The following is a 25,687-nucleotide window of genomic DNA, read 5'->3' as shown; positions in this document are numbered from 1 at the left end:
CCGCTCCAGCGCCCGCGCCGCCCACCGCGGGCGCTGTCCGTTTCACCCCGTCCTGCTTGATAACCACAAGCCTCACGATGATCCGCCTCTCCGAAATCAAACTCCCCCTGGACCCGCCTTCCGACGCCCTGCCGCGCGCGGTGCAGGGCCTGCTCGGCGTCGAGCCCGAGGCCATTGCCGACATCCACGTCTTCAAGCGCAGCTTCGACGCGCGCAAGGTCGACTTGCTGCAGGTCTACATCGTCGACGTGACGCTCGCAGACCCCTCGCAGGAAGCGAAGCTGTTCGCCAAGCTGCACGGGAATCCGCGCGTGATACCGACGCCCGACATGGTCTATCGCGTCCCGGCACAGGCGCCCGCCGAACTGCCCGTGCGCCCCGTCGTCGTGGGCTTCGGGCCCTGCGGCATCTTCGCGGCGCTGATGCTCGCCAAGATGGGCTTCAGGCCGATCGTGCTGGAGCGCGGCAAGACCGTGCGCCAGCGCACCCGGGACACCTGGGGCCTGTGGCGCAAGAGCGTGCTCAACCCCGAGTCGAACGTGCAGTTCGGCGAAGGCGGCGCCGGCACCTTCTCCGACGGCAAGCTCTACAGCCAGATCAAGGACCCGCGCTTCCTCGGCCGCAAGGTGATGGAGGAGTTCGTCAAGGCTGGCGCGCCGCCTGAGATCCTCTACGTCGCGCATCCGCACATCGGCACCTTCAAGCTGGTGAAGGTGGTCGAGACGATGCGCGCGGAAATCATCGCGCTCGGCGGGGAAGTGCGCTTCGAGCAGCGCGTGACCGACGTGCTGATCGAGGACGGTCACATCCGCGGGCTGACGGTGCTCGACCAGGCCACCGGCGTGTCGAACCCGGTGCGCGCCGACCATGTCGTGATGGCGCTCGGCCACAGCTCGCGCGACACCTTCGCGATGCTGCATGAGCGCGGCGTGCACATCGAGGCAAAGCCCTTCTCGATCGGCTTCCGCGTCGAGCATCCGCAGGGCCTGATCGACCGCGCGCGCTGGGGCCGCCACGCCGGCCATCCGCTGCTGGGCGCGGCCGACTACAAGCTGGTCCACCACGCGAGCAACGGGCGTTCGGTCTACAGCTTCTGCATGTGCCCGGGCGGCACGGTGGTCGCGGCGACGAGCGAGCCGGGCCGCGTCGTCACCAACGGCATGAGCCAGTATTCGCGCAACGAGCGCAATGCGAATGCCGGCCTCGTCGTGGGCATCGAGCCGCGCGATTTCCCGGGCTGGTCGTCCGATGCGCCAGGGGATGCGCTGGCCGGCATCGCGCTGCAACGCGAGCTGGAATCCAACGCCTTCGTGCTCGGCGGCGGCGACTATCGCGCGCCGGGCCAATTGGTCGGCGACTTCGTCGCAGGCAACCCGTCGACCGTGCTCGGCAGCGTCGAGCCTTCGTACAAGCCGGGCGTGACGCCGACCGACCTGCACCTGGCGCTGCCCGCCTATGCGATCGAGGCCATGCGCGAGGCCTTCCCGGTATTCGGCCGCAAGATCAAGGGCTTCGACCTGCACGACGCCGTGCTGACCGGCGTGGAAACGCGCACCTCATCCCCCATCAAGATCACGCGCGGCGAGGACCTGCAGAGCCTGAACGTGCGCGGCCTCTATCCGGCCGGCGAAGGCGCGAGCTACGCGGGCGGCATCCTGTCGGCTGGCGTGGACGGCATCAAGGTCGCGGAAGCCGTGGCGCGCGAGCTGCTGGCCGATGCGGCGCAGGAACGGACGGCGAGCCTGTGATGCAGCCGATGCCCTTCTTCGCCCGCCCTTCGATGGTCCAGTTCGCCGCGGCCACGCTGGCCATGGCCGTGGTGGTGCTCGCTTCCAACATCCTCGTGCAGTTCGCCATCAACGACTGGCTGACCTGGGGCGCCTTCACCTACCCGGTGGCCTATCTGGTGAGCGACCTGGTCAACCGGCGATTCGGCCCAGGCGTGGCGCGCCGCGTGGCCTGGTTCGGATTCGCGGTGGCCGTCGTCGCATCGCTGGCGCTCGCGCCGGTGCGCATCGCGCTGGCATCGGGCCTCGCATTCATCGCTTCGCAATTGCTGGATATCCGCGTGTTCGACCGGTTGCGCCGCGCGCTGTGGTGGCGCGGGCCGTTGGTCGCCACCATCGTCGCGGCAGTGCTCGACAGCATCGTGTTCTGGGGGATTGCCTTTGCGGGCGAAGGCGGACCGTGGCTCAGCTGGGCGGCGGGTGACCTGATGGTCAAGCTCGGCGTCGGCGTGCTGATGCTGCTGCCGTTCCGGTTGTTGATCGGGCGCCGGGCGACCGTGCCATCCGGCTGCTGAGCGCGGCCCCTGCGCGATCGGTTTTCTCGCCTCAACCCTGCGCGTTCTGCAGTGCCGCGATGCGCTCTTCGATCGGCGGGTGCGTAGCGAACAATTGGCCCATCTTGCCGGTGATGCCCATGGCCTCCACCGCCTTCGGCAACTCGCCGGCCGGCAGGCCGCCCAGGCGGGCCAGCGCATTCATCATCGGCTGCTTGCGGCCCATGAGCTGGGCGGCACCGGCGTCGGCGCGGAACTCGCGCTGGCGCGAGAACCAGGCCACCACGATGGCGGCGGCAAAGCCGAGCACGATGTCGAGCACGATGGTCGTGATCATGTAGCCGATGCCGGGGCCCGAGCTGCGGTCGTCGCCGCGGCGCAGGAATGAATCGACCGCGTAGCCGATCACGCGCGACAGGAACACCACGAAGGTGTTCATCACGCCCTGGATCAGCGTCATCGTGACCATGTCGCCATTCGCGATGTGCGCCACCTCGTGGCCGATCACGGCTTCGATCTCTTCGTGGGTCATGCCTTGCAGCAGGCCGGTCGACACCGCGACGAGCGACGAGTTCTTGAAGGCGCCCGTGGCAAAGGCATTGGGCTCGCCTTCGAAGATGCCGACTTCCGGCATGCCGATGCCGGCCTTGTCGGCGAACTTGCGCACGGTGTCGACGATCCAGGCCTCGTCGGCGTTCTGCGGGTTGTCGATCATGCGCAGGCCGGAGGACCACTTGGCCATCGGCTTGCTGATGAGCAGCGAGATGATCGCGCCGCCGAAGCCCATCACCAGCGCGAAGCCGAGCAGCGACGTGAGGTTGAGCCCGTTGGCCGTGAGGAAGCGGTTGACGCCCAGCAGGCTGGCGACGACGCCGAGCACCGTGACAACGAGGACGTTGGTCAGGACGAAAAGAAGGATGCGTTTCAAGTTGATTTCTCCGTGGGGAACACCGTGTGACACCAGCGCGCAGATGAGGGCCGGGCGGGCCGATTCAAGCTGCGCTCAACGCGATCCCGTGTGGGTTGTTCTTCTACTCAGGGGAGCGGCGTGGACGAAAAACGTCGGAGTCATCATAGAAGCAAAAGTTCGTGTTGTCGGCCCACCAGCCGGGCACGCCGAGCACCGGCAGCGGCACGAAGGGCTTGGTCGCGAGGTGCGTGGCGTCGAGTGCGGCGGCGATGGCCGCGTCGTCATTGGCGATGGAGGGATCGGGGCCCGGCGCGAGTAGCACATGGGCCGTGGCCTGCTTGCGCGGAAAGACCAGTTTTTCCATCAGGGCATGGCCGAAGATGAGCAGCCGCGATTGCTGCCACAACGCGCGGTCGGTGACGAAAAGGCGCTGCCAGTCGCGTGCGACGAGCGCCTGCCAAAGCGCGGGCGGCGCATCGAGCACGGCGCCGTTTTCATCGAAGAGCGTGAGCGCGTCACGCAATGGTCCGCGCGTGGCGCCGATGCCGGTGCGTGCGATTTCGCCGGCCTGCAACCGGTTCAAGCGGCGCTTGGCCTGCGGGGCGTTCAACCAGACGAGGCCGTTGAAGAAGTCATGAAGGTTGTCGCGCGTGGGCACGGTGCCGGTGCGGTGGATGAAGGCTTCGTAGGCTTCGCCGGTGGGCAGATGGTCGTGCGGCACGAAGCGCGGCAGGCCGGGCGGCGCTGCTTGCAGCAATGCCGCTGCGGTCGACGTGCGCCTGGCAGCGAGTTCCAGCGATTCGCCCGGCACGTGCCACGGCGTCAGCCACTCTCGGGACCAGTCGACGGGGGCCACACGCTCAGGGTGCGGGCGTGCCGATCCAGCGGATGCGGTCCGGGTGCTGCAGCACGGCGAATTCCGCGGGCAGTTGCTCGAACAGCTTGATGGAACTGGCGCGCTTGCCGAGCAGCTTGGCCGCGCGCAGGGCCTGGGCGATGTCGTTCAGCGCGACCTCGTTGCCACCGCGCAAGGCGGGCACAGCCTGGAGTATGAATTCGGCGGCTTCGGATGCGGCCGATGCCTTGGCGCTTTTCTTCGCTGCAGTCTTGGCCTTCTTTGAGGCAGGAGCGGCCTTGGCGCGCGGCGTCTTTGCCGGGCTGTCACTCGCAGCGCCACTTTTCGCGGCCTTCGCCGCGGTCTTGCGACCCGCGGTGCGCGCGGCGGGCATCGATGGCGCTGCGGCGGCGGCCGGGCGATCGCCCTTGCCGTGGTGCTGCAGATCCGTGAACTCGTCATAGGCCGTGGTGGTCTCGTCGCCCGTCTTGCCCTGCTGGCCGATGCCACAGACGCGGCAGCCCTTCTCGCGCAGGCGGATCACGAGCGGCGCGAAATCGGAATCCGACGACACCAGGTACACGACCTGTGGCCGCTCGCTGACGGCCAGGTCCATCGCGTCGACGGCAAGCGCGATGTCGGTGCTGTTCTTGCCTGCGGCGAGGTTCACCATCGGCCGCACGCCAAGGCGCTTGAACACCAACTGATGCTTCAAGGCGACTTCAGCGGTGCAATAGGCACGCCGCACGTGCAGGTGGCCGTGCTCGGCCAGCACCTTGTGCACCGCCTGCTCCATCACGTCGGCCGAGACGTTGTCGGCGTCGATGAGGAGCATCACCTTGGGCATGTCGTTCATGTGAGTTTCCAGTTCAGTGTTTCGCCGCCGCGCAAAGGCTTCAGCGTGGCGTCGCCATAGGGGACGGTTTCGGGCACGGTCCACGTTTCGCGCTTCAGCGTGATGGTGTCGGCGTGGCGAGGCAGGCCGTAGAAGTCGGGGCCGTGGAAGCTGGCGAAGCCTTCGAGCTTGTCGAGGGCGTCGACATTGTCGAAGGCCTCGGCATACAACTCGATCGCGGTCAGTGCGGTGTAGCAGCCTGCGCAGCCGAGCGCATGCTCCTTCAGGTGCGCGGCATGCGGGGCGCTGTCGGTGCCGAGGAAGAAGCGGTCGCTGCCGCTGGTGGCTGCTTCGACCAAGGCCACGCGATGCGTCTCGCGCTTGAGCACCGGCAGGCAGTAGTAGTGCGGGCAGATGCCGCCGGTGAAGATGGCGTTGCGGTTGTAGAGCAGGTGGTGCGCGGTGATGGTGGCGGCCGTGAACTTGCCGGCGTCTCGCACGTAGTGCGCGCCCTCCTTCGTGGTCAGGTGCTCGAACACGATCTTGAGTTCGGGGAAGTCGCGGCGCAGCGGGATCATCACGCGATCGACGAAAGCGGCTTCGCGGTCGAACAGGTCGATGGACGGGTCGGTCACTTCGCCGTGGATCAGCAGCAGCAGGCCGTGCTTCTGCATCGCCTCCAGCGTCTTGTAGGTCTTGCGGATGTCGGTCACGCCGGCATCGCTGTTGGTGGTGGCGCCGGCCGGGTAGAGCTTGAGTGCGCGCACGCCGGCCTCGGCTGCAAGTGCGATCTCTTCCGGCGGCAGCTTGTCGGTGAGGTAGAGCGACATCACGGGCTCGAACTTCGCGCCGGCCGGCACCGCGGCGAGGATGCGCTCGCGGTAATCCATGGCCTGCTGCGCGGTGGTCACGGGCGGGCGCAGGTTGGGCATGATCAGCGCGCGGCCGAACTGGCGGGCCGAATGCGGCACGACCGCTTCGAGCGCGGCGCCGTCGCGCACGTGCAGGTGCCAGTCGTCGGGACGGGTGATGGTGAGGGTGTCTGCGGGGCGGGTCATGGGGCAATTCTCCCACCCGATCCCATCGCATCGCGCGGCGCCGCGACGTAGCATCAGCCGATGCCCACCTATCAAGGAAGCTGCCATTGCGGCGCCATCCGTTTCGAGATCGACACCGTGATCGATCGCGTCACGCAGTGCAACTGCTCGGTCTGTACGAAGAAAGGCATCCTGCACCACCGCGTGGCGCCCGAGAATTTCCGGCTGCTCGGCGGCGACGAGACGCTCGGCACCTACCAGTTCGGCACGCGCGTCGCCAAGCACCACTTCTGCACCGTGTGCGGCATCCAAACCTTCACGCGCCCGCGCGCCGCGCCCGAGCTCTACACGGTGAACGTGCGCTGCCTGGACGACTATGACCTGCAAGCCGAATCGCCAGAGATCGTGCCCTTCGACGGGCGTCACTGGGAGCAGGAAGTCGGCAAGTTGACATAGACGCGACAGGGCGGCAGGGCGGCAGGGCCGGTCAAGGTAAGCCCTATGGGCCTGAAATTTCACTGCAGTTAGCATTCGGCGCGCCAACATGCCCGACTGGCGGGCGCGGTCCCCTTCCCATTCCCCCAATGTCTTCTCCCACCGAATCCGGCCCCGTACTGGACGCCGCGAGTCCCCTGCCCCCCGATATCGAATCCGCCGACGAACCGGTCAAGGTGCCGCTGGCCATCGAGGATTGGGCCACCGTGATCATCATGGGCCTGCTGGCCTGCATCACCTTCGCGAACGTGGTGGTGCGCTATTTCACCGACTCCTCTTTTGCCTGGACCGAGGAGTTCTCGGTGTTCCTGATGATCCTGCTGGCGATGGTGGCCGGCTCGGCCGCAGTAGCGCGCGACCGGCACATCCGCATCGAGTACTTTTCCGAGAGCGGCTCGATGGCGCGGCGCAAGCGGCTGTCGCAGTTCGGCGCGGTGATGGTCGCGGCGCTGTTCTTCCTGATCGCCGGGCTGAGCCTGCGGATGGTGTGGGACGACTACAAGTTCGAGGAGACCTCGCCCGGGATCGGCGTGCCGCAATGGTGGTATTCGATCTGGCTGCCGATCGTGTCGACGGCGATTGCGCTGCGGGCCTGCGGGCTGTTCGTGCGCCGGGGTCGCCGCGACAGCAAGGAAGCTGAATGATCGCAACCCTGCTCTTCGTCGCCTTCGTCGTGATGATGCTCGTCGGCGTGCCGATCGGCGCGGCGCTCGGGTTGGCCGGTGCGGCGTGCATCGCGCTGGCCAACGGGGACGCGCAATGGTTCGGCCTGCTGGCCGTGCCGCAGAACTTCTATGCGGGCCTGGGCAAGTACCCGCTGCTGGCGATCCCGATGTTCGTGCTGGTCGGCTCGATCTTCGACCGCTCGGGCGTGGCGCTGCGGCTCGTGAACTTCGCGATTGCCATCGTCGGGCGCGGGCCGGGCATGCTGCCGCTGGTGGCGATCCTGGTGGCGATGTTCCTGGGCGGCATCTCGGGCTCGGGGCCGGCCAACGCGGCGGCTGTCGGCGCGGTGATGATCGCCGCGATGTCGCGCGCCGGCTACCCGCCTGCGTTCTCGGCCAGCGTGGTCGGCGCCGCGGCCGCGACCGACATCCTCATTCCGCCCTCTGTGGCCTTCATCGTGTACTCGGTGATGGTGCCGACCGCGTCGGTGCCAGCGCTGTTCGCGGCCGGAATGATCCCCGGCATCCTGGCCGGACTCGCGCTGATCATTCCGGCGGTGTGGATGGCGCGCGCCAACAAGATGGGCGCACTGGAAGCGACGCTGCCGCGTCCCCCGTTCTGGAAGAGCCTGGGCGAAGCCGCCTGGGGCCTGGCCGCGCCGGTGCTGATCCTCGGCGGCATGCGCGCCGGCTGGTTCACGCCGACCGAAGCGGCCGTGGTCGCAGTGTTCTACGGCCTGTTCGTGGGCATGGTGATCTACCGCACGATCAAGGTGAAGGACCTGTTCGTGATCCTGCGCGAGTCCGGCGAACTGTCGGCGGTGATCCTGCTGGTGGTGTCGCTTGCGGGCATCTTTGCGTACTCGCTCTCGACGCTCGGCGTGATCGACCCCGTTGCCAAGGCCATCACCAATTCGGGCCTCGGCGAATACGGCGTGCTGTCGTTGTTGATCGTGTTGCTGATCACTGTCGGCATGTTCCTCGATGGCGTCTCGATCTTCCTGATCTTCGTGCCGCTCCTGTGGCCGATCGTGCAGTTCTACAAATGGGATCCGGTGTGGTTCGGCGTGATCCTCACGCTGAAGGTGGCGCTGGGCCAGTTCACACCGCCGCTGGCCGTGAACCTGATGGTGTCGTGCCGCATCGCCAACGTGCGCATGGAAGACACGGTCCGTTGGGTCGGCTGGATGCTGTTCGCGATGTTCCTCGTGATGGTGGCCGTGATCGCCTGGCCGCAACTCGCGCTCTGGCTGCCCGCCAAACTCGGGTATTGATTTTTTTCCTCAGGAGACAGTCCACATGAAGTTCCGCCGTTCGCTGCTCGGCCTTGCCGCCATGGCCACCGCACTCGCCACCTTCTCAGTCGCGGTGCCCGCGCAAACCGCCTACAAGCCCGAATACAAGCTGTCGCTCGTGCTGGCGCCGCCGACGGCGTGGGGCCAGGCCGGCAAGATCTGGGCGGACCTGGTGAAGGAACGGACGCAAGGCCGCATCAACATCAAGCTGTATCCCGGCGTGTCGCTGATCCAGGGCGACCAGACGCGCGAGTTCAGCGCGCTGCGCCAGGGCGTGATCGACATGGCCGTCGGCTCGACCATCAACTGGTCGCCGCAGGTGAAGCAGCTCAACTTGTTCTCGCTGCCGTTCCTGATGCCGGACTACGCGGCGATCGATGCGCTGACGCAAGGCGAAGTCGGCAAGGAAATCTTCGCGACCATCGACAAGGCAGGCGTGGTGCCGCTCGCGTGGGGCGAGAACGGGTACCGCGAAGTCACCAACTCGAAGAAGCCGATCAAGTCGCCCGATGACCTGAAGGGCATGAAGATCCGCGTGGTCGGCTCGCCCCTGTTCGCCGACATGTTCACCGCGCTGGGCGCCAACCCCACGCAGATGAGCTGGGCCGATGCGCAACCGGCATTGGCCAGCGGCGCGGTCGATGGGCAGGAGAACCCGCTGTTCCTGTTCACCGTGCTGAAGATGCAGAACGTGGGCCAGAAGTTCATGACCACCTGGGGCAACGTCGCCGACCCGCTGATTTTCGTGGTCAACAAGGAGATCTGGGCGTCGTGGACACCGGCGGACCAGGCAATCGTGCGGCAGGCTGCGATTGATGCCGGGAAGCAGGAGATCGCGATTGCGCGCAAGGGGCTGATCGAACCCGGCAAGCCGCTTCTGAAGGAAATCGAGGGGATGGGGGTGACGGTGACGCAGCTGACGCCCGCGGAGCGCGAGGCGTTCGTGAAGGCGACCCGGCCGGTCTATGCGAAGTGGAAGGGGACCGTGGGGGCAGATCTGGTCAACAAGGCCGAGAAGGCGATTGCTTCGAGGAAGCAGTAACAGCTTGCGGCGAAGAAGCCCTGTGCTGGGGCTTTATCACCATCAAGTGTTCAGCCGGAAATCCGGCTCCGGAGCCCACACGCCCCGCCTTCAGGTCTAAATCGGGTATCGGAAGCTGGCGTCGCGCTATCTCAGGTCGAACTTGCCCCGGCGCACACTGTCGATCCGCGGGGGGCGTTCCCATACCTCGGATGGTCCAGCCAAGTCAACGTGAGATGCGTTGGATCGCTTTGGGCCAGGCGTGATCGCAACGTCCCTCCGGTGTCGTCGTTGAACGCCAGCATCCGCAAGCAACGCTGTAGCAGCAGCGAATCGCGCTCATCGCGCGTAGCGATCGGTCCGGAACTTGAACCGACCGCAAAACATCTTCCGTACCCGCGCCACACGCACCCGGCCCACGATGTCGCGTCGAAAAACTTTGCGTAACGCGTGTTGCTACCGAGCTTCGTCTCAATTTGGCACAACGTAACCAACGTACAACACGATTTGAGAACCACCTGAAATCGCAATCGCATCGAAGGCTTCATCTTTCAGGCTTGCAAATTCATTAATTTCGGTTACTTTGCCCGCAAAATTCCTCCCAGAAAACGCGTCGACAGCCAACCTTGGCAGCCAATTTTTTAAAAATGCGGCAGGAACCGGAATAAGTCGCGTGGTTTTTGGAACTGCTCGAGATTGTAACTTTTTTATTTCCATTTCGTTTGATTCGATGACCACGATCAAGCTGAGGTAGTCCGTGCGACCCGGAACGTCAAATCCGCCCGAACTCTCCGGAAGCGAAAGGATCTTCCATTTAATAGATTTTGCATCTACCTTCAGGTCGACATATTTTTTTAGATCTTCCTGTTTATCGATAAATTCCGGCTCGTTCATGCTGCACCCGTAGCAAAGGAAAATCACCAAGAACATTAGCATCCTACCAAGAGTACAACCACTCACGGAGAAACAATTATCTATTCGACTTTCTATATTTTTCACCTTTCACCTCCCAAGTTGAAGCGCCACCAACCCATCGAACATTTCTGGTCATAATTGCAATGTTCATATACTGATGAGCTAGACCGGTGATCTCAAATCTTCCGTTCTCCGCGTCGTCTGTTTTCGTAGCGATATCTTTTCCGCCCGGATTAAAGTTGAACTTATCTTCAACATGAAAAGTGAGATCCGCGTCGTAGACCAAATCAAGCTTCGAATTTAGTTCAACAAGAACTTTGGCAGAAATCCACACAATGTGGGCACCTAGTGCTCTTTGCCAGTTGGTCGTTGCGGGATAGGGCAACGTGGGGCTTTGCCCGAAGGCGCCAACAGCATATTGGTCGCTCGTTACGCTGAATTCCTCTCTATTGCGCCCTATTACTTGAATATGAAGAACCGCATCCGCTATGATATTTTCCAAACCAATCTTCCCATTGGGGTCGTCTTTAACATACCGGTCGTATTCAAAATGGCGGTCCTTCCCCTTTCCGTGTAAAAACCAACGATACGCAGCGGTTGCATCAACCCATTCGGGGCGAGTTATTTCTGCGACGTCCAATTTAGCCTTCCATACCTCCAGCGAATATCTATCCGCGAGGGTTGGCTCCTGATGCGAATAAACATCCAGAAACCCATTGTCATGTTTAATGAAGGGACGCTGAGGCTCGCCAATTCGATATCTTCCAGAGCGCTCAACCAACATCAGTGCGACGTCTTTGGTCGCGGCGCTCGGCCTGTGTAGCGTTGAAGTAGCACTTTTTGATTGAGAATCCATCCTAGCCTCCCGATATTTTTCTAACCCGCCTCAACGCCTCAATACTCCAGAATACGCGAGCATTTAACTTTTTTTCTGATGCGATTTTGTCTGTCATGCCATTTTCATCAGTAAATCCGTGCATGAAATCACCATCATCAAGTTCAATGAAATATCGAACTCCTTTTTCCGGGCGCCCTGAGGTCGAATTCAAGAAACGAAAGGATTCTTCGTAGCTCGCCTCACTGAGATTCCCTGGCAACTTCTGAAGGGTCGTATAGCTTTTGTCCGGCCCCACAAACGCCTTGCTCGTCCCCTTCACATCAAGCAGCCCCGGCATCTTCAGGATGATGTTGGCCCCATCCAGCGTGATGCTGGTCTGCCCGCCCTTCAGCGTGATCTTCTCCTTGGCCAGCACGTGGATCTCGTCGGTGCTGCTTGTGACGGTGAAGCCCTCCTTGGACAGCCATTCCAGCTCGTCGGTGTGGGCCTGGATCGAAACCGGGCCGTCCTGCGCGATGACCTGGATGCCGCCCTCGGCTGCAAATAGGCCCACGCTCTTGGCCGCTGCAAGGCTCACCGTTTTGCCTGCGGCCAGATGGGCTTGTTGTTGAGATGTCCAGTGGATGGCATCGCCTGCGTAGATGATGCTGCTCGCCGGGGTGGCGAGGTTCAGGCTCGTGTTGGCGTCCAGCACCATCAGGGGCCGGGCGAAGGCCGGGACTGGGTGCTTGTCTTCCCGGCTGTCGACACCGCCGCCGTCGGGGCTTTTGGCGCTCTGGCCGTTGACGGTGTCTGGGTAGTGGCCGTTCTTCTCCGGATCGAGGTCGTCCAGCAGCGGTTGCAGCCTGTCGTTGGCTTTCAGCGCCAGTGCTTCGGCACCGCTGGCCGCATCCGAGAGTCGCTCCGCCGCCTGCTTGCCCGCTTCGAGTTGCCCTCTCGCGCTGGTCGTGTCCTGCGTAGTGCCCTGACCCCGGTTCTGCGCCACCGTGGAGATCAGGAAACCTTCGCCCGCCCGCACCGCCACCCACGCGTCCGAGCGCAGTTCAGCACCCGTGCCACGCCAGGTGCCGCGACTGGCCGATTCAGGCGCCTGCGCGTTCAGGTGCCCCAGGTTCAACTGGCTCGCTGCATTGGAACTGGCCAGCCGGGTGCGAACCTGTCCTGGCGCGTCATCCGTCATCCACTGGTTGAAGCCCGACCCATCCAGGCTCCTGCTGTGCCAGCCCGAGAGCACCCCGGGGTGGTTCGCGCTTGAGTCGACCCCGGCCGACCACGGCGGCAGGTCCTGCGCATTGAAGAGTTGATGCGCAATCACCGGCCGGTCGATGTCGCCTTCGATGAAGACCAGCAGGACTTCAGTGCCCTTCCTCGGCAGATGATGGTGGCCCCAGTTGGGGCCGGCCAGGGATGTTGCGACTTGGACCCAGACAGAGGCAGCAGTACTCACATGGCGACCGGCCTGCACCAAGGTGCCCTGCCGGTTGTACTGGCGCAGGTAGTCCGCCTCGCTCTGGCGTTGCGCCTGCCAGGCGAACCTGACTTGCACCCTGTGGTCGCGCTGGGTGTGGACAGCCGTGTTCGGGTCGTCGTCGCTGCCGCCGACCACGATGGCGATCATCGACTCCGGGGCGGTGGGCTTCTGGATCAAGACCGGAGCGATCTTTGCTTCGCCGGGGTGGGCCTCGAAGGTGTTGCGGTAGCTGCCCTTCTCGATGTCGGTGGCTTCGAGGATGTCGGCGGCTTGCGTGCCGAGGTTGTTGGCCGCTTCATGGCGAACAGCCAGGCAGGTGAACTCCTGCTGGTCGCCATCGACGCCGTAGCGGTCGTGCTGGCTGAGCTTGAAGCGCTGCCCGGCGGCGAGCACGCGCACGCTGCCTTGGCCCTGGTAGCGCTTGATGCGCGATTCGTGGGCGAGCAGCAGCGCCTCGGCGAGTTGGTGGGCGGCGTCGCCCGTGGCGTAGCGGTGGGCGCCGGCGCCGTCGTGGTTCTCCAGGACGGGGATGTCGCCGAGGTCCAGGTTCGTGCTGCTCTGGCCGGCCGGCGCATGCAGGGTGTCGGTGCGCCAGGCGCTGCGGGTGATGCTGTTGGGGGCCATCTGGCGCTTGGCGGACCAGTGGGTGATGCTGTCGCTGACTTCGGTGGCGCGCACGCCGTGGAAGCGGATGGGAGACAGAGGGCAATCCGGCAACTTCGCATGCGCGTCGAAGATGACCAGGCGATGGCGCGACGGGGAGACTTCGGTGCTGGAGGACGAGCGTTCGGTCTGCTCGTGCTCGAACCGAAAGCTCAGGCTCGCCTGGGCGAGCAGGCGCCGCACGAAGGCCAGGTCGGATTCGCGGTACTGCGTGCAGGTCGGCAGCACCGGCAGCTCCCGCAGCACCGAGAAGCTGAAGTTGGCGACGGGATAGTCCGCGAAGACTTCGCTGACGATCTCGCGCACGCTCTTGTTGGCGTAGACGAAGGAGTCGCGACGCAGGCCGAGTTGGGCGAGCCAGGGTTGCAGGTGGAAGCGATAGCGTTCGACACCGCCATCGCCGCCCAGCGCATCGACGCCGATCAGTTGGCCGTGCCAGGCGCGCGTGCTGCCGTCGGCCAGCAGCAGGCGCAGGGTCACCTCCTCGCCAATCAGTTGAACCGGATCGAACACACCGGAGGTCGCCAGCACGTCGACGGTGAAGTCGAAGAGGCTGTTGACCGACTCAAGCCCGGTGAAGCGCTCGACCACGATCGAGTCATTGGCGACCTTGGCCGCCTCGGGCACGGTGAGCGTGATGAGCCGCGCATGCTGCGAAAGCACCGCGACATTCAGCCCGCTGATCTCCCAGACCTGGGAGCCGGGGGCCGGCATGAACGGGGGCGAAGATAGATCTGACATGGCTGCCGTCGTGATATGGAATCCACGGGCAGCTGCGCTTTGGCTCGACGCATGTCGGCGCGCTCTTGACTACCCTCCCTTGACGCGCTTTGCGCGCGCCGGGGGCATGGTAGCGCATCGAATTGTCAACATTGCCTGCCAACCTCCACTGCATTGGCGAGGCAATGTACTTCTCGCGTGTGGCAGCAGATTTACTGCACGACAACGGCGCCGGTTCTCCCCGCCGCCTCGCCGACCACCGCCGGTGCGTCCCAGCCACCGCCCAGCGAGCGGATCAGCGCGACCGTCGCCTGGTATTGCGCCGACTTCACCTGCAGTTGCTGGCGGCGGTTCTGCAGTTCGCTGCGACGCGCATCGAGCAGGTCGAGTTGGCTGACGTAGCCATTGCGGTAGCGCGCATCGCTCAGCACGGTCGCACGGCGGGCCGATGCCACGGCGCGGGCCTGCACCACCGACTGCTCGTCGAGCAGTCGCAGCGCCGCGAGCTGGTCTTCCACTTCCCGGAACGCGACCAGCACCTGCTCGCGATAGCTCACCAGCGCCCCGTCGAGCTGGGCCGATGCGCCCTTCACGCCGGCTTCGCGCCGGCCGCCGTCGAACAGCGGCAACGACGCCAGCGCACCGATGCCCCACGATCGGGCCGACCACTGCAACAGGTCGCCGAGGTCCGTCGACGCGTATCCACCGGCGCCTGTCAAAGCGAAGGTGGGGAACCATGCCGCCTTTGCAACGCCGACGCGTGCCTGCGCGGCTTCCGCGGTTCTCTGCGCGGCGGCGATGTCCGGCCGGCGTTCGAGCATGGTCGAAGGAAGTCCCGCGGGAATCGACGGCAGGGCAGTCGTCCATTCGACGGTGCCAACGCTGAACTCCGAAGGCAGTGCGCCGGTGAGCACCGCGAGCGCATGTTCGAGTTGCGCGCGCTGGCGATCCAGCGCCAGCGCGTCGGATTCGTTCGACGCCAGTTCGGTCTGCACGCGCACCACGTCGAGTTCGGCCAGGTCGCCGGCACGGTAGCGGCTCTGGGTCACGCTCAGCGTGCCGCGGTAGGCCTCGACCGTGTCGCGCACGATGGCGCGTTCGGCGTCGAGCGCACGCAGTGCAAGGTAGCTCTGCGCCACTTCAGCCTGGACCAGCAGGCGCGCGCTGTTCAGCAAGGCTTCGCGCGATTGCGCGTCGAGCGCGGCGGCGTTGCTGGCACCCGAGAGGCGGCCGAACAGGTCCACTTCGTAGGACACCGTCGCGCCGGCGGTGATCAGCGTCGCCGCCCGCTTGCTGCCGTCGCCGCGGTCCAGGCCGGCGCCCCGGATGCCGCCCGCGCCGAGGCCGACTTGCACCGAGCGATCGGCATCGACCGAACGCGCGAGGGCGCGCGCCTCGGCCAGGCGTGCCGCCGCCTGCTGCACGCTGGTGTTGGCGATGGCCGCGCGCTCGACCAGGGCGTTGAGTTCGCTGTCGTTGAAGACGCGCCACCAGGTGCCGTCGGTTTGCGCGGGAGCACTTGAGGCAGTGGCGGTCACCTGCTCCTTGAACTGTGCCGGCGTCGTGACGCCCGACGACAAGTCCGCAGTCGAAGCGCAACCGGCCAGCACGAGGGCAGCAACCAGCGGCAGCAATGCACCGCGAAGGGTGGAAGAAATACGGTTCGTTGTCATGGTTGGAACTCCTGCCTCATTCACTCGTTCGTTCGTTCATTCATGCGACTGGTGCGGCGCCGCCGGCTGTGCATGCTGCGCGCCACCCCCGGCGCCCGTCTTGAACGCTTCGAGATGCGGCACCTCGCCATGCAGCTTGAGCGGCTTGTTGCCCGTCAGCTTGCGCAGCACCACGTAGAACACCGGTGTCAGGAACAGGCCGAAGGCCGTCACGCCGATCATCCCGGCGAACACCGCGACGCCCATTGCGCTGCGCATCTCGGCGCCGGCGCCGGTCGCGAGCACCAGCGGCAGCACCCCCATCACGAAGGCCAGCGACGTCATCAGGATGGGCCGCAGGCGCAGCCGGCTTGCCTCGATCGCGGCCTGTATCGGCGTTCGCCCGGCAAACTCCAGTTCCCGCGCGAACTCCACGATCAGGATCGCGTTCTTCGCACTCAGCCCGACCAGCACGATCAGCCCGATCTGCGTGAACACGTTGTTGTCACCCCCCGATATCCAGACGCCGGTCATCGCGGCGAGCAGGCCCATCGGCACGATCAGGATGATCGCGATCGGCAGCGTCAGGCTTTCATACTGCGCAGCCAGCACCAGGAACACCAGCAGGATCGCCAGCGGGAACACGAGGAACGCGGAGTTGCCGGCCAGGATCTCCTGGTAGGTCAGCTCGGTCCATTCGAAGCCGATGCCCTTGGGCAGCGTCTCGGCCGCGATGCGTTCGATCGCGTCCTGCGCCTGGCCCGAGGAATAGCCTGGGGCCGGCCCACCGTTGATGTCGGCCGCGAGGTAGCCGTTGTAGCGCATGGCACGCTCCGGGCCGAAGCTGGACGACACCTTCATCAGCGCCGACAGCGGCACCATCTCGCCCGCGTTGGAGCGCACCTTCAGCAGCCCCACGTCCTCGGCGCGCGCGCGGTACGGCGCATCGGCCTGCACGCGCACGCTATAGGTGCGGCCGAACTTGTTGAAGTCATTGGCGTAGAGGCTGCCGAGATAGATCTGCATCGTGTCGAAGATGTCCGTCACCGGCACGCCGAGCTGCCGCGCCTTGGTGCGGTCGATGTCGGCATAGAGCTGCGGCACGTTGACCTGCCAGCTCGTGAACAGGCCGGCCAGTTCGGGCGCCTTCTGCGCCTTGGCCATGAAGGCCTTCACCGCCGCGTCCATCTGGTCGTAGCCGAGCGAGGCGCGGTCTTCCAGCTGCAGCTTGAAGCCGCCTGTGGTGCCCAGGCCCGCCACCGGCGGCGGCGGGAACATCACGATGAATGCGTCCTGGATGCCGGCGAACTGCTGGTTCAACTGGCCCGCGATGGCGCCGCCGCTCTGGTCGACACGCTTGCGTTCGTCGAAGGGCTTCAGCGTCGCGAACACGATGCCGGAGTTCGAGCTGTTGGTGAAGCCGTTGATCGACAGGCCCGGGAACGCGATCGCGTCCTGCACGTTCGGGTTCTTCTTCATGATGTCGCCCATGCGATGGATCACGTCCTCGGTGCGGTCCAGCGTGGCGCCGTCGGGCAGTTGCGCAAATCCGATCAGGTACTGCTTGTCCTGCGCCGGCACGAAGCCGCTGGGCACGGCCTTGAACAGGCCGAAGGTCACGCCGACCAGCGCGAGGTAGACCACGAGCATGATCGTCTTGCGCGAGATCACACCCTTCACGCCGGTGCCGTAGGCCTCCGAGCCGCGATGAAAGAGCTTGTTGAAGCCGCGGAACAGCCAGCCGAACACACGGTCCATGCCGCGCGTCAACGCGTCCTTCGGCTGGTCATGGCCGCGCAGCAACAACGCCGCTAGCGCGGGTGACAGCGTCAGCGAATTGATCGCCGAGATCACCGTCGAGATCGCGATGGTGACCGCGAACTGCCGGTAGAACTGGCCCGTCAAACCGCTGATGAAAGCCAGCGGCACGAACACCGCGACCAGCACCAGCGCAATCGCGATGATCGGCCCGGACACTTCCTTCATCGCACGGTATGTCGCCTCGCGCGGCGTCAGCCCCGCCTCGATGTTGCGCTCGACGTTCTCCACCACCACGATCGCGTCGTCCACCACGATGCCGATCGCCAGCACCAGCCCGAACAGGCTCAGCGCGTTGATCGAGAAGCCCAGCACATGCAGCACCGCGAATGTCCCGATCACCGAGATCGGCACGGCCAGCAGCGGGATGATCGACGCACGCCACGTCTGCAGGAACAGGATCACCACCAGCACCACCAGCGCGATGGCTTCGAGCAGCGTGTGCAGCACCGATTCGATCGATGCGCGCACGAACTGCGTCGGGTCGTAGGCAATGCGGTACTCCACGCCTTCGGGCATGTTCTTGGCCAACTCGGCCATGGTCTTGCGCACGTTGGCCGAGATGTCGAGCGCATTCGAGCCCGGCGCCTGGAACACGCCCATGCCGACCGCAGCGTCGTTGTTCAGCAGCGAGCGCAGCGAATAGTCGGCCGCGCCCAGTTCGAGCCGGCCGATGTCGCGCAGCCGCGTGACCGCGCCATCGGCACCGGTCTTCACGATGATGTCGCCGAACTCTTCCTCGTTCTGCAGGCGGCCTTGCGCGTTGATCGACAACTGCATGTCGACACCGTTGAGCCCCGGCGATGCGCCGACCACGCCAGCCGCGGCCTGGATGTTCTGGCTGCGGATCGCGGCGACCACGTCGCTGGCCGAGAGGCCGCGCTGCGCGACCTTCTGCGGGTCGAGCCACACGCGCATCGAATACTCGCCGCCGCCGAAGATCTGCACCTGCCCCACGCCCTGGATGCGCGCAAGGCGGTCCTTCACGTTCAGCACCGCGTAGTTGCGCAGGTAGTTGATGTCGTAGCGGTCATTGGGCGAGACGAGGTGCACCACCATCGTCAGGTCGGGCGCGCTCTTCACGGTCGTGATGCCGAGGCGGCGCACTTCTTCCGGCAGGCGCGGCTCGGCTTGCGAAACGCGGTTCTGCACGAGCTGCTGCGCCTTGTCCGGATCGGTGCCGAGCTGGAAGGTCACCGTCAGCGTCATCACGCCGTCCGTGGTCGCCTGGCTGCCCATGTAGAGCATGCCTTCGACCCCATTGATCGATTCCTCCAGCGGCGATGCCACGGTCTCCGCAATCACCTTCGGATTCGCACCCGGGTATTGCGCGCGCACCACGACCGAGGGCGGCGCGACTTCCGGGTATTCGGAGATCGGCAGGTTGCGCAGCGCGATCAGGCCGGCGATGAGCATCAGCACCGACAGCACGCCCGCAAAGATCGGCCGGTCGATGAAGAACTTGGAAAGGTTCATGTTGTTCTTTCAGGAAGCGCGCGAGACGCTCACGAGTTCGAGGCCAGCTTCGGTGCAGCCGGCGCTTGCGCCGTCGCATCCATCGGCACGGTCTGCGGCGCCACCAGCGCGCCGGGGCGCACATGCTGCAGGCCGTTCACCACCACGCGCTCGCCCGTCTTGAGGCCGCTGGCCACCACGCGCAGGCCATTGGCCGGCGCGCCGAGCGTGACTTCGCGGTACTCGGTCTTGTTGTCGCCGTTCACCACCATCACGAACTTCTTGTTCTGGTCGGTGCCGATGGCGCGTTCGCTCACCAGCATCACGTTGCTGCTCTTGGCCTGGCCCATGCGGATGCGGGCGAACTGGCCGGGGATCAGCGCACCGTCCTTGTTGTCGAAGGCGGCGCGCACGCGCACCGTGCCGCTGCGCGCGTCGACCTGGTTGTCGATAAGTTGCAGCTTTCCTTCGATGGGTGTGCCGGTGCTGGCGGCCGTGCCCATCTGCACGGGAATCTGGCCGATCAGGTTGCGCGCGCTCGCGCCGCCCGGCATGTCCCGCAGTGCCTTGACGATCACGGACTCGTCGGCATCGAAGCTCGCATAGATCGGGCTCACCGATACGAGCGTGGTCAGCACCGGCGCGCCGGGGCCGGCTGCCACGAGGTTGCCCACCGTCACTTCGATCTTGCCGATGCGGCCCGACACCGGCGCCTTCACCTGCGTGTAGCCGAGGCTCAGCCGCGCGGTCTGCAGGGCGGCCTGCGCGGCGCGCAGGTTGGCCTCCGCTTCGCGCTTGCCATTGCTGCGCTCGTCGAACTCGCGTTGCGCGATGGCCTGCTCATTCCACAGCCGGGCGGCGCGCACCTGTTCGCTCTGCGCCTGCGACACGCGCGCCTGTGCGGCTGCGACCTGCGCTTCGGCGCGATCGACGTCGGCGGCATAGGGCGCGGGGTCGATGGTGATCAGCAAGTCGCCCTGCTTCACCAGCGAGCCTTCCTTGAAGTGCACGGCCTGCACAGCGCCGGCCACGCGCGAGCGCACGTCGACGCGCTCGACGGCTTCGAGCCGGCCCGAGAACTCGTCCCATTCGGTGATCTCGCTATTGCCGACAGTGGCCACCGACACGGGGATCGCCTGAGGCGCCGGCGGCGGGTTGCTGGCATCCACCCTTTCGGTGTGCAGGCCCACGAAGAGCACGCCCGAGGCAAGGGCCACGGCCGCGGTCAGCGCCGTCACCGTCGGCCAGAGACCCTTGCGCGCCACGGAGGAAATTTGTTGCTTGGTCATGATGTTTCGTCCTTTTGGGTCAATTTCGGGAAAGCGATGGCTACCCAGCGCTCATGGCGCTGGAAAGCGTTTTGTTCTGGTTAACGAGGCCGAGGTCTCCGTCGGCCGGGAATGCAGCGGCTGGCGCTGTGCGCCAACTCAGTCGTCTGTCGGGGTCAATCCGCCGGGGGCGGCGTCGTCGCGCTGAAGAACTCGCGGAAGTGCTGCTTCACCGTCACCGCGCAAGGGCACTCGCCAGTGGCCCCCTGCGTCAGCGACTCGGCCCACTGCGAAGCGGGCGGCAGCACGATGCTCTGCACTTCATTGCCGGCCGCGCGCAAGCGGCCCGCATACGTCAGCGCCTCGTCACGCATCGCGTCGTCCTGCCCGACCAGCACCAGCGTGGGCGCCAGCTGGCCGAGCCGCAACGACGCACCGGGCACCGCATACGGATGCATCGCATCCTTCGGCTTGCCAAGGTACTTCGCCCATCCGGCCGCCCACTTGCACTGCGCCACGTCGTCCGTCGCCTTGCGCAGCGACGGCGTGCCGGCGCAAGGGTCCAGCATCGGCGACAGCAGGATCTGGCCGGCCAGCGGTGGATGCCCGCGATCCCGCGCGATCAGCGCCACCGCGGCAGCCAGGTTGCCGCCGGCTTCTTCGCCGGCAAGGAACACCCGTGCACCCTTGCCGCCCAGCTTCACACGGTTCTTGTAGAGCCACTCCAGCACATCGAAGCCCACCTCGATCGCGCCCGGAAAGGGGCTCTGCGTTGCCAGCGGATAGGCGAAGGACACGACCACCGCACCGATGTCGGCCAGCAGCCGCGCCACCATGCGCCCGTCGTCCAGGTCGCCGCAGACGAAGGTGCCACCATGGAAGTGCAGGATCAGCGGCGAGGCGGCCACGCCGGAGCGCGTGCCATAGATGCGCACCTTGACCGGGTCCCGCTTCGGCAGTTCGATCTTCATGTCGCACTCGGCCACGCCCGGCGCTTCTGCGTTGGCTGGCTGGGACGATGGGCGGGGTGACATGGCGCGTACCTGTGAAGGGTCAATACAAAACTGCGATGGTTGGATATTAGGCGCTGCCAGGCCCTTGAAAACAGCGCCAAACCTCTCACTCTGTTTCCGTCCGACGAACAATCGCGGGTTTTCTTGCGTGTGAGAATCCCGCTCCCCCGGCCGCCTGGCCTGGGTTTCAGGAGCTGACCCCATGGACCCCATTCACGCGATGCGCGCCTTCGTTCGCGTCGTCGAAGCCGGCAATTTCACCCGCGCGGCCGATTCGCTCGACCTGCCCAAGGGCACGGTCACCAAGCAGATCCAGGCGCTGGAGGAGCGCGTCCAGGTGAAGCTCCTGAACCGCACCACGCGCCGCGTCACGGTCACGCCGGACGGCGCTGCCTACTACGAGCGTGCCGCCCGCCTGCTGAACGACTTCGACGACCTGGAGTCGAGCATGACCAACGCGCAGGCCAGTCCCAAGGGCCGGCTGCGGGTCGACGTCGGCTCGTCCACCGCCAAGCTCATCATCATTCCGGCGCTGCAGACCTTCTGCGACCAGTACCCCGGCATCCAGGTCGACCTGGGCGTGACCGACCGGCCGGTGGACCTTATCGGCGAGAACGTCGACTGCGTGATCCGCGGCGGCGAGTTGCAGGACCAGTCGCTGGTGGCGCGCCGCATCGGCACGATGCCCTTCGTCACGGTGGCTTCGCCGGCCTACATCCAGCGCTACGGCATGCCGCAACATCCAAGCGAGCTGGAGAAGCGGCACCACGTCGTCGGTTTCTTCGCGTCGAATTCGCGGCGCAACTACCCGCACGAGTTCAACCGGGGCGATGAGCGCATCGAGCTGTCGGTGACGTATCGCGTGTCGGTGAACGAGAGCAACGCGCACCTGGCGTCGGTGCTGGCGGGCTTCGGCATCTCGCAATGCGTGAGCTTCCAGGCCGTGCCGCACATCGAGAAGGGCGAGCTGGTCGAGGTGATGCCGGAATGGACGCGCGATCCGTTGCCGGTGCACGTGGTGTACCCGCCCAATCGCCACCTGAGCCCGAAGGTGCGGGCGTTCGTCGACTGGGCGGCGGAGCTGTTCGCGAAGCATCCGCAGCTGCAGCGGACCTGAGCCGGCGCGGCGGTCAGTCGCCGGAAAAAGAGCCGCGTCTGGCGACCGCGCGGCTGTTCCGACTATTCCCGATGGGCCACATCGCGCGCCCGTCCGCCCATGAAAAAGCCCCGCGTCGCGGGGCTTCGAATTGGCTGGATGCGCGCTCAATGCGCCAGGATCTTGTTCAGGAAATCCTTGGTCCGCGGCTGGCGGTTCTCCGGATGGCTGAAGAACTCGTCCTTCGAGCAGTCTTCCAGGATGCGGCCGCCCACGTCGATGAAGATCACGCGGCTCGCGACCTTGCGCGCGAAGCCCATCTCGTGCGTGACCACCATCATGGTCATGCCTTCCTTGGCCAGCGTCACCATCACGTCGAGCACTTCGCCGACCATTTCCGGGTCCAGCGCCGAGGTGGGTTCGTCGAACAGCATCACGATCGGGTCCATGCTCAGCGCACGGGCAATCGCCACGCGCTGCTGCTGGCCGCCGGAGAGCTGGCCAGGGAACTTGTCCTTGTGCGCCATCAGTCCCACGCGGTCGAGCATCTTCAGGCCGCGCGTCTTGGCTTCCTCCGCGCTGCGGCCCAGCACCTTGATCTGCGCGATCGTCAGGTTCTCGGTCACCGACAGGTGCGGGAACAGTTCGAAGTGCTGGAACACCATGCCGACCTTGGAGCGCAGCTTGGGCAGGTTGGTCTTGGGATCGTGCAGCGCGATGCCGTTGACCGTGATCTCGCCCTTCTGGAATGGCTCCAGCGCGTTCACCGTCTTGATCAGCGTCGACTTGCCCGAGCCCGACGGCCCGCACACCACGACCACGTCGCCCTGCTTGATGCTGACCGAGCAGTCGTTCAGCACCTGGACCGGGCCATACCACTTAGAAACGTTCTTGATTTCAATCATTTCTTAACTCCGATCATCTGATGATGGCGATCTTCTTGTGCAGCCGCTTGACGAAATACGACAGCGTGTAGCAAAGGATGAAGTACACGACGGCAGCCAGCAGGTAAGCCTCGATCGGCCGCCCGAAGTTCTTGCCCGCCGTCTCGAAGCCCTTGAGCAGGTCGTAGGCGCCGATGGCATACACCAGCGACGTGTCCTGGAACAGGATGATGGTCTGCGTGAGCAGCACGGGCAGCATGTTGCGGAACGCCTGCGGCAGGATCACCAGCTTCATCTGCTGGCCGTAGCTCATGCCCACCGCCTGCGCCGCATGGACCTGGCCGCGCGGAATCGACTGGATGCCGGCACGCATGATCTCGCTGAAGTACGCGGCCTCGAAGGCGATGAAGGTGATCACGGCGGAGATTTCGGACCGGTAGTTCACGCCCACCTTGCCGAAGATCGCGTAGAACGACGCCGGCATCAGCAGGAAAAACCACAGGATCACCATCACCAGCGGAATGCTGCGCATGCCGTTGACGTACAGCGCCGCCGGCGCATCCAGCCACTTCTTGCCCGACAGGCGCATCAGCGCGAGCAAGGTGCCGAAGATCACGCCACCCACCGTGGCCACCACCGTCAGCATCACGCTGAAGTAGAAGCCCTTCAGCACGAAGCTGCTGATGACGTCCCAGTTGTAGAAGGAGAGGTCGAGATGCATCATGATCAGTGTCCCCCGCCGCCGGCCGAGACGATGAAGCCGGGCACGCGGGTCTTCCTCTCGATGTACGACATGATCCGGTTGATGGTCAGTGCGGAGATCACGTAGAGCACGGTCACCGCCAGGTACACCTCCACACCGCGCGAGGTTTCTTCCTGGACCTGCATGGCGTACATCGTCATCTCGGAGATCGACACAGCGAAAGCCACCGACGAGTTCTTGAAGATGTTCATCGTCTCGCTGGTGAGCGGCGGCATGATGATGCGGTAGGCCATCGGCAGGATCACGTAGCGGTAGTACTGCGGCGTGGTGAAGCCCACCGCCATGCCCGCGTAGCGCTGGCCCTTGGGCAGCGCCTGGATGCCCGAGCGAACCTGCTCTGCGATACGCGCCGATGTGAAGAAGCCCAGCGCCAGCACCACCAGGATGAACGGCGGCACGCCCTTCATGAACGGGACCAGGGCTGGAATCACGTGGTACCAGAGGAAGATTTGCACCAGCAACGGGATGTTGCGAAACAACTCGACCCAGGCATTGCCGAATCGAACCAGCCAGGGGTTGTCGGGCAGTGTGCGGATGATGCCGACCAGCGAGCCCAGCACGAGGGCCACCACCAAGGCCACCAGGGCGACGGACACCGTCCAGCCCCAGGCACTCAGCATCCATTCCCAGTAAGTCGGGTACTTGCCCCCGGGATCCTCTGTTAGCCAAGCCCAGTTTCCCATCGGGAATCTCCTCTGTACGTCGAAAGTTGGCGAGCGCCCTTGTGAAGTAAGACGCCCGCCGAAAGGGCGGGCGTCCTGCAAGTCAGCGTCGCAGTGCGATCACTTCTTGACCTGGTAGTCTTCCATCGGCTTGTCGTTCGGATTCGCCCAGGCGTCCTTGGTCGCGGCCGACAGCGGCAGGTTGACGGTGACGTTCGCCGGGGGGATCGGCTTCAGGAACCACTTGTCCCACAGCTTGTTCAGTTCGCCGCTCTTGATCTGGCCCTTGATGCTGTCGTCCACGGCCTTCTTGAACGCCGGGTCGTCCTTGCGGATCATGATGGCGATCGGCTCGACGCTCAGCACTTCACCCACGATCGCGAAGTCCTTCGGTGACTTCGACTTGGCGATGTTGGAAGCCAGGATCGAGCCGTCCATCACGAAGGCATCGGCGCGGCCCGATTCGAGCAGCAGGAAGCTGTCCGAGTGGTCCTTGCCATAGAGTTCCTTGAAGTCGATGCCGCCGGCGCGTTCGTTCTTGCGCAGCGTCTGCACCGAGGTCGTGCCGGTGGTGGTGGCCACGGTCCTGCCGTTGAGGTCCTTGATCGAGTTGATGCCCGAATTGGCCTTGACCGCGATGCGCACTTCTTCCACGTAGGTGGTCACGGCAAAGGACACGTCCTTGGCGCGCGTGGCATTGTTGGTGGTGGAGCCGCATTCGAGGTCGACGGTGCCGTTCTGCACCAGCGGCACGCGGTTCTGCGAGGTCACTGGCTGGTACTTGGTTTCCAGCTTCTTGCCCACGGCCTTCTCGAGGTCCTTGATGATGTTGGCGCAGATGTCGTAGTGAAAGCCCGTGTACTGGCCGTTGCCCAGCGTGTACGACAGGCCCGACGATTCGCGCACACCTTCGGTGATGACGCCTGAGGCCTTGATCTTGGCCAGCGTCTCCTCCGCGAACGCGCCGCCAGCGGCCAATGCCGAAATGGCAAGCACCAGAATCTGTTTCTTCATGAAGGCTCCTTGAATAAAAAGGTGGAAATCGTCTGAAATTTTAAGCATTCACGTTTTCGGGAATACCCGTGTCCCGCATTT

22 protein-coding genes are annotated in these 25,687 nt (G+C 64.9%); 7 read left to right on the top strand and 15 right to left on the bottom strand.

The features are described from left to right. Positions 1-77 precede the first annotated feature (77 nt). Together HB681_RS01200 and HB681_RS01195 are read left to right on the top strand one after the other, a co-directional pair. On the top strand, positions 78-1,748 hold the full coding sequence (locus HB681_RS01200) for an NAD(P)/FAD-dependent oxidoreductase (RefSeq protein ID WP_213952917.1): 1,671 nt from the start codon (positions 78-80) through the stop codon (positions 1,746-1,748). After that, positions 1,748-2,302 (top strand): VUT family protein, encoded by a 555-nt coding sequence (locus tag HB681_RS01195; RefSeq protein ID WP_213952916.1) that lies wholly within the window; start codon positions 1,748-1,750, stop codon positions 2,300-2,302. Before HB681_RS01200 ends, HB681_RS01195 begins: the two co-directional genes overlap by 1 nt. A gap of 31 nt (positions 2,303-2,333) precedes the next feature. Here the strand turns inward: HB681_RS01195 and htpX are convergent, their stop codons facing one another. The 4 genes from htpX to pyrC all read right to left on the bottom strand — a co-directional run bounded on the left by htpX (position 2,334) and on the right by pyrC (position 5,919). Then, entirely contained in the window at positions 2,334-3,209 is an 876-nt protein-coding gene (gene htpX / locus HB681_RS01190; RefSeq protein WP_213952915.1) for a protease HtpX, read from the bottom strand. A gap of 103 nt (positions 3,210-3,312) precedes the next feature. Continuing rightward, positions 3,313-4,047: a DUF3025 domain-containing protein gene (locus HB681_RS01185; protein ID WP_213952914.1), complete on the bottom strand. Its 735-nt coding sequence runs from the start codon at positions 4,045-4,047 to the stop codon at positions 3,313-3,315. Between the two features lie 4 nt (positions 4,048-4,051). Beyond that, on the bottom strand, positions 4,052-4,882 hold the full coding sequence (locus HB681_RS01180; protein WP_256354255.1) for an NYN domain-containing protein: 831 nt from the start codon (positions 4,880-4,882) through the stop codon (positions 4,052-4,054). Then, positions 4,879-5,919: a dihydroorotase gene (gene pyrC, locus HB681_RS01175; RefSeq protein WP_213952913.1), complete on the bottom strand. Its 1,041-nt coding sequence runs from the start codon at positions 5,917-5,919 to the stop codon at positions 4,879-4,881. The genes HB681_RS01180 and pyrC overlap by 4 nt, the downstream gene beginning before the upstream one ends. A 60-nt stretch (positions 5,920-5,979) precedes the next feature. On the opposite strand from pyrC, the gene HB681_RS01170 reads away from it, so the two are divergent. From HB681_RS01170 to HB681_RS01155, 4 genes are all read left to right on the top strand, one after another. After that, a complete protein-coding gene (locus tag HB681_RS01170) occupies positions 5,980-6,354 on the top strand; it encodes a GFA family protein (protein WP_213952912.1) in 375 nt (124 codons plus the stop codon). A 128-nt stretch (positions 6,355-6,482) separates the two neighbouring features. Further along, positions 6,483-7,037 (top strand): TRAP transporter small permease, encoded by a 555-nt coding sequence (locus HB681_RS01165; RefSeq protein ID WP_213952911.1) that lies wholly within the window; start codon positions 6,483-6,485, stop codon positions 7,035-7,037. After that, complete coding sequence (locus HB681_RS01160) at positions 7,034-8,332, top strand: TRAP transporter large permease (RefSeq protein ID WP_213952910.1); 1,299 nt, start codon at positions 7,034-7,036, stop codon at positions 8,330-8,332. Before HB681_RS01165 ends, HB681_RS01160 begins: the two co-directional genes overlap by 4 nt. A gap of 25 nt (positions 8,333-8,357) precedes the next feature. Then, a complete protein-coding gene (locus HB681_RS01155; protein ID WP_213952909.1) occupies positions 8,358-9,395 on the top strand; it encodes a DctP family TRAP transporter solute-binding subunit in 1,038 nt (345 codons plus the stop codon). Positions 9,396-9,845: 450 nt separating this feature from the next. Here the strand turns inward: HB681_RS01155 and HB681_RS01150 are convergent, their stop codons facing one another. From HB681_RS01150 to HB681_RS01120, 7 genes are all read right to left on the bottom strand, one after another. After that, positions 9,846-10,268: a hypothetical protein gene (locus HB681_RS01150; protein ID WP_213952908.1), complete on the bottom strand. Its 423-nt coding sequence runs from the start codon at positions 10,266-10,268 to the stop codon at positions 9,846-9,848. Between the two features lie 76 nt (positions 10,269-10,344). Beyond that, positions 10,345-11,145: a hypothetical protein gene (locus HB681_RS01145; protein ID WP_213952907.1), complete on the bottom strand. Its 801-nt coding sequence runs from the start codon at positions 11,143-11,145 to the stop codon at positions 10,345-10,347. Position 11,146: 1 nt separating this feature from the next. Further along, positions 11,147-13,888, bottom strand: a complete 2,742-nt coding sequence (locus HB681_RS01140) for a type VI secretion system Vgr family protein (protein WP_213952906.1) — start codon at positions 13,886-13,888, stop codon at positions 11,147-11,149. Between the two features lie 305 nt (positions 13,889-14,193). Beyond that, positions 14,194-15,654: an efflux transporter outer membrane subunit gene (locus tag HB681_RS01135; protein ID WP_213952905.1), complete on the bottom strand. Its 1,461-nt coding sequence runs from the start codon at positions 15,652-15,654 to the stop codon at positions 14,194-14,196. Positions 15,655-15,690: 36 nt separating this feature from the next. Then, positions 15,691-18,927: an efflux RND transporter permease subunit gene (locus HB681_RS01130; protein ID WP_213952904.1), complete on the bottom strand. Its 3,237-nt coding sequence runs from the start codon at positions 18,925-18,927 to the stop codon at positions 15,691-15,693. A gap of 29 nt (positions 18,928-18,956) precedes the next feature. After that, a complete protein-coding gene (locus HB681_RS01125) occupies positions 18,957-20,195 on the bottom strand; it encodes an efflux RND transporter periplasmic adaptor subunit (RefSeq protein WP_213952903.1) in 1,239 nt (412 codons plus the stop codon). 155 nt (positions 20,196-20,350) lie between these two features. Then, positions 20,351-21,208 carry an alpha/beta hydrolase gene (locus HB681_RS01120; protein ID WP_213952902.1) on the bottom strand — a complete coding sequence of 286 codons (858 nt, stop codon included), beginning with the start codon at positions 21,206-21,208 and terminating at the stop codon, positions 20,351-20,353. Positions 21,209-21,389: 181 nt separating this feature from the next. Between HB681_RS01120 and HB681_RS01115 the strand changes: the two genes are divergently transcribed. Continuing rightward, positions 21,390-22,304 carry a LysR family transcriptional regulator gene (locus HB681_RS01115; protein ID WP_213952901.1) on the top strand — a complete coding sequence of 305 codons (915 nt, stop codon included), beginning with the start codon at positions 21,390-21,392 and terminating at the stop codon, positions 22,302-22,304. Positions 22,305-22,450: 146 nt separating this feature from the next. On the opposite strand, the gene HB681_RS01110 is transcribed toward HB681_RS01115, so the two are convergent. The 4 genes from HB681_RS01110 to HB681_RS01095 all read right to left on the bottom strand — a co-directional run bounded on the left by HB681_RS01110 (position 22,451) and on the right by HB681_RS01095 (position 25,606). Then, on the bottom strand, positions 22,451-23,188 hold the full coding sequence (locus tag HB681_RS01110; RefSeq protein ID WP_213952900.1) for an amino acid ABC transporter ATP-binding protein: 738 nt from the start codon (positions 23,186-23,188) through the stop codon (positions 22,451-22,453). A gap of 13 nt (positions 23,189-23,201) precedes the next feature. Then, entirely contained in the window at positions 23,202-23,891 is a 690-nt protein-coding gene (locus HB681_RS01105) for an amino acid ABC transporter permease (RefSeq protein WP_213952899.1), read from the bottom strand. 2 nt (positions 23,892-23,893) lie between these two features. Continuing rightward, positions 23,894-24,613: an amino acid ABC transporter permease gene (locus HB681_RS01100; RefSeq protein ID WP_213952898.1), complete on the bottom strand. Its 720-nt coding sequence runs from the start codon at positions 24,611-24,613 to the stop codon at positions 23,894-23,896. 99 nt (positions 24,614-24,712) lie between these two features. Further along, a complete protein-coding gene (locus HB681_RS01095) occupies positions 24,713-25,606 on the bottom strand; it encodes an amino acid ABC transporter substrate-binding protein (RefSeq protein WP_213952897.1) in 894 nt (297 codons plus the stop codon). Positions 25,607-25,687: the final 81 nt, after the last annotated feature.

The sequence above is a fragment of the Variovorax sp. dw_954 genome, assembly GCF_018449755.1.
Taxonomy (GTDB): Bacteria; Pseudomonadota; Gammaproteobacteria; order Burkholderiales; family Burkholderiaceae_C; genus Variovorax.
The sequence above is the reverse complement of the archived record's forward strand: the minus strand, read 5'-3'. Positions and strand labels throughout refer to the sequence as shown.

Bases quoted from the DNA above. Each gene is read 5' to 3' on its own strand.
- HB681_RS01200 (WP_213952917.1), top strand. From the start codon at position 78: ATGATCCGCCTCTCCGAAATCAAACTCCCCCTGGACCCGCCTTCCGAC.
- HB681_RS01195 (WP_213952916.1), top strand. From the start codon at position 1,748: ATGCAGCCGATGCCCTTCTTCGCCCGCCCTTCGATGGTCCAGTTCGCC.
- HB681_RS01180 (WP_256354255.1), bottom strand. From the start codon at position 4,882: ATGAACGACATGCCCAAGGTGATGCTCCTCATCGACGCCGACAACGTC.
- pyrC (WP_213952913.1), bottom strand. From the start codon at position 5,919: ATGACCCGCCCCGCAGACACCCTCACCATCACCCGTCCCGACGACTGG.
- HB681_RS01170 (WP_213952912.1), top strand. From the start codon at position 5,980: ATGCCCACCTATCAAGGAAGCTGCCATTGCGGCGCCATCCGTTTCGAG.
- HB681_RS01165 (WP_213952911.1), top strand. From the start codon at position 6,483: ATGTCTTCTCCCACCGAATCCGGCCCCGTACTGGACGCCGCGAGTCCC.
- HB681_RS01160 (WP_213952910.1), top strand. From the start codon at position 7,034: ATGATCGCAACCCTGCTCTTCGTCGCCTTCGTCGTGATGATGCTCGTC.
- HB681_RS01155 (WP_213952909.1), top strand. From the start codon at position 8,358: ATGAAGTTCCGCCGTTCGCTGCTCGGCCTTGCCGCCATGGCCACCGCA.
- HB681_RS01150 (WP_213952908.1), bottom strand. From the start codon at position 10,268: ATGAACGAGCCGGAATTTATCGATAAACAGGAAGATCTAAAAAAATAT.
- HB681_RS01145 (WP_213952907.1), bottom strand. From the start codon at position 11,145: ATGGATTCTCAATCAAAAAGTGCTACTTCAACGCTACACAGGCCGAGC.
- HB681_RS01135 (WP_213952905.1), bottom strand. From the start codon at position 15,654: ATGACAACGAACCGTATTTCTTCCACCCTTCGCGGTGCATTGCTGCCG.
- HB681_RS01130 (WP_213952904.1), bottom strand. From the start codon at position 18,927: ATGAACCTTTCCAAGTTCTTCATCGACCGGCCGATCTTTGCGGGCGTG.
- HB681_RS01125 (WP_213952903.1), bottom strand. From the start codon at position 20,195: ATGACCAAGCAACAAATTTCCTCCGTGGCGCGCAAGGGTCTCTGGCCG.
- HB681_RS01120 (WP_213952902.1), bottom strand. From the start codon at position 21,208: ATGTCACCCCGCCCATCGTCCCAGCCAGCCAACGCAGAAGCGCCGGGC.
- HB681_RS01115 (WP_213952901.1), top strand. From the start codon at position 21,390: ATGGACCCCATTCACGCGATGCGCGCCTTCGTTCGCGTCGTCGAAGCC.
- HB681_RS01110 (WP_213952900.1), bottom strand. From the start codon at position 23,188: ATGATTGAAATCAAGAACGTTTCTAAGTGGTATGGCCCGGTCCAGGTG.
- HB681_RS01105 (WP_213952899.1), bottom strand. From the start codon at position 23,891: ATGATGCATCTCGACCTCTCCTTCTACAACTGGGACGTCATCAGCAGC.
- HB681_RS01100 (WP_213952898.1), bottom strand. From the start codon at position 24,613: ATGGGAAACTGGGCTTGGCTAACAGAGGATCCCGGGGGCAAGTACCCG.
- HB681_RS01095 (WP_213952897.1), bottom strand. From the start codon at position 25,606: ATGAAGAAACAGATTCTGGTGCTTGCCATTTCGGCATTGGCCGCTGGC.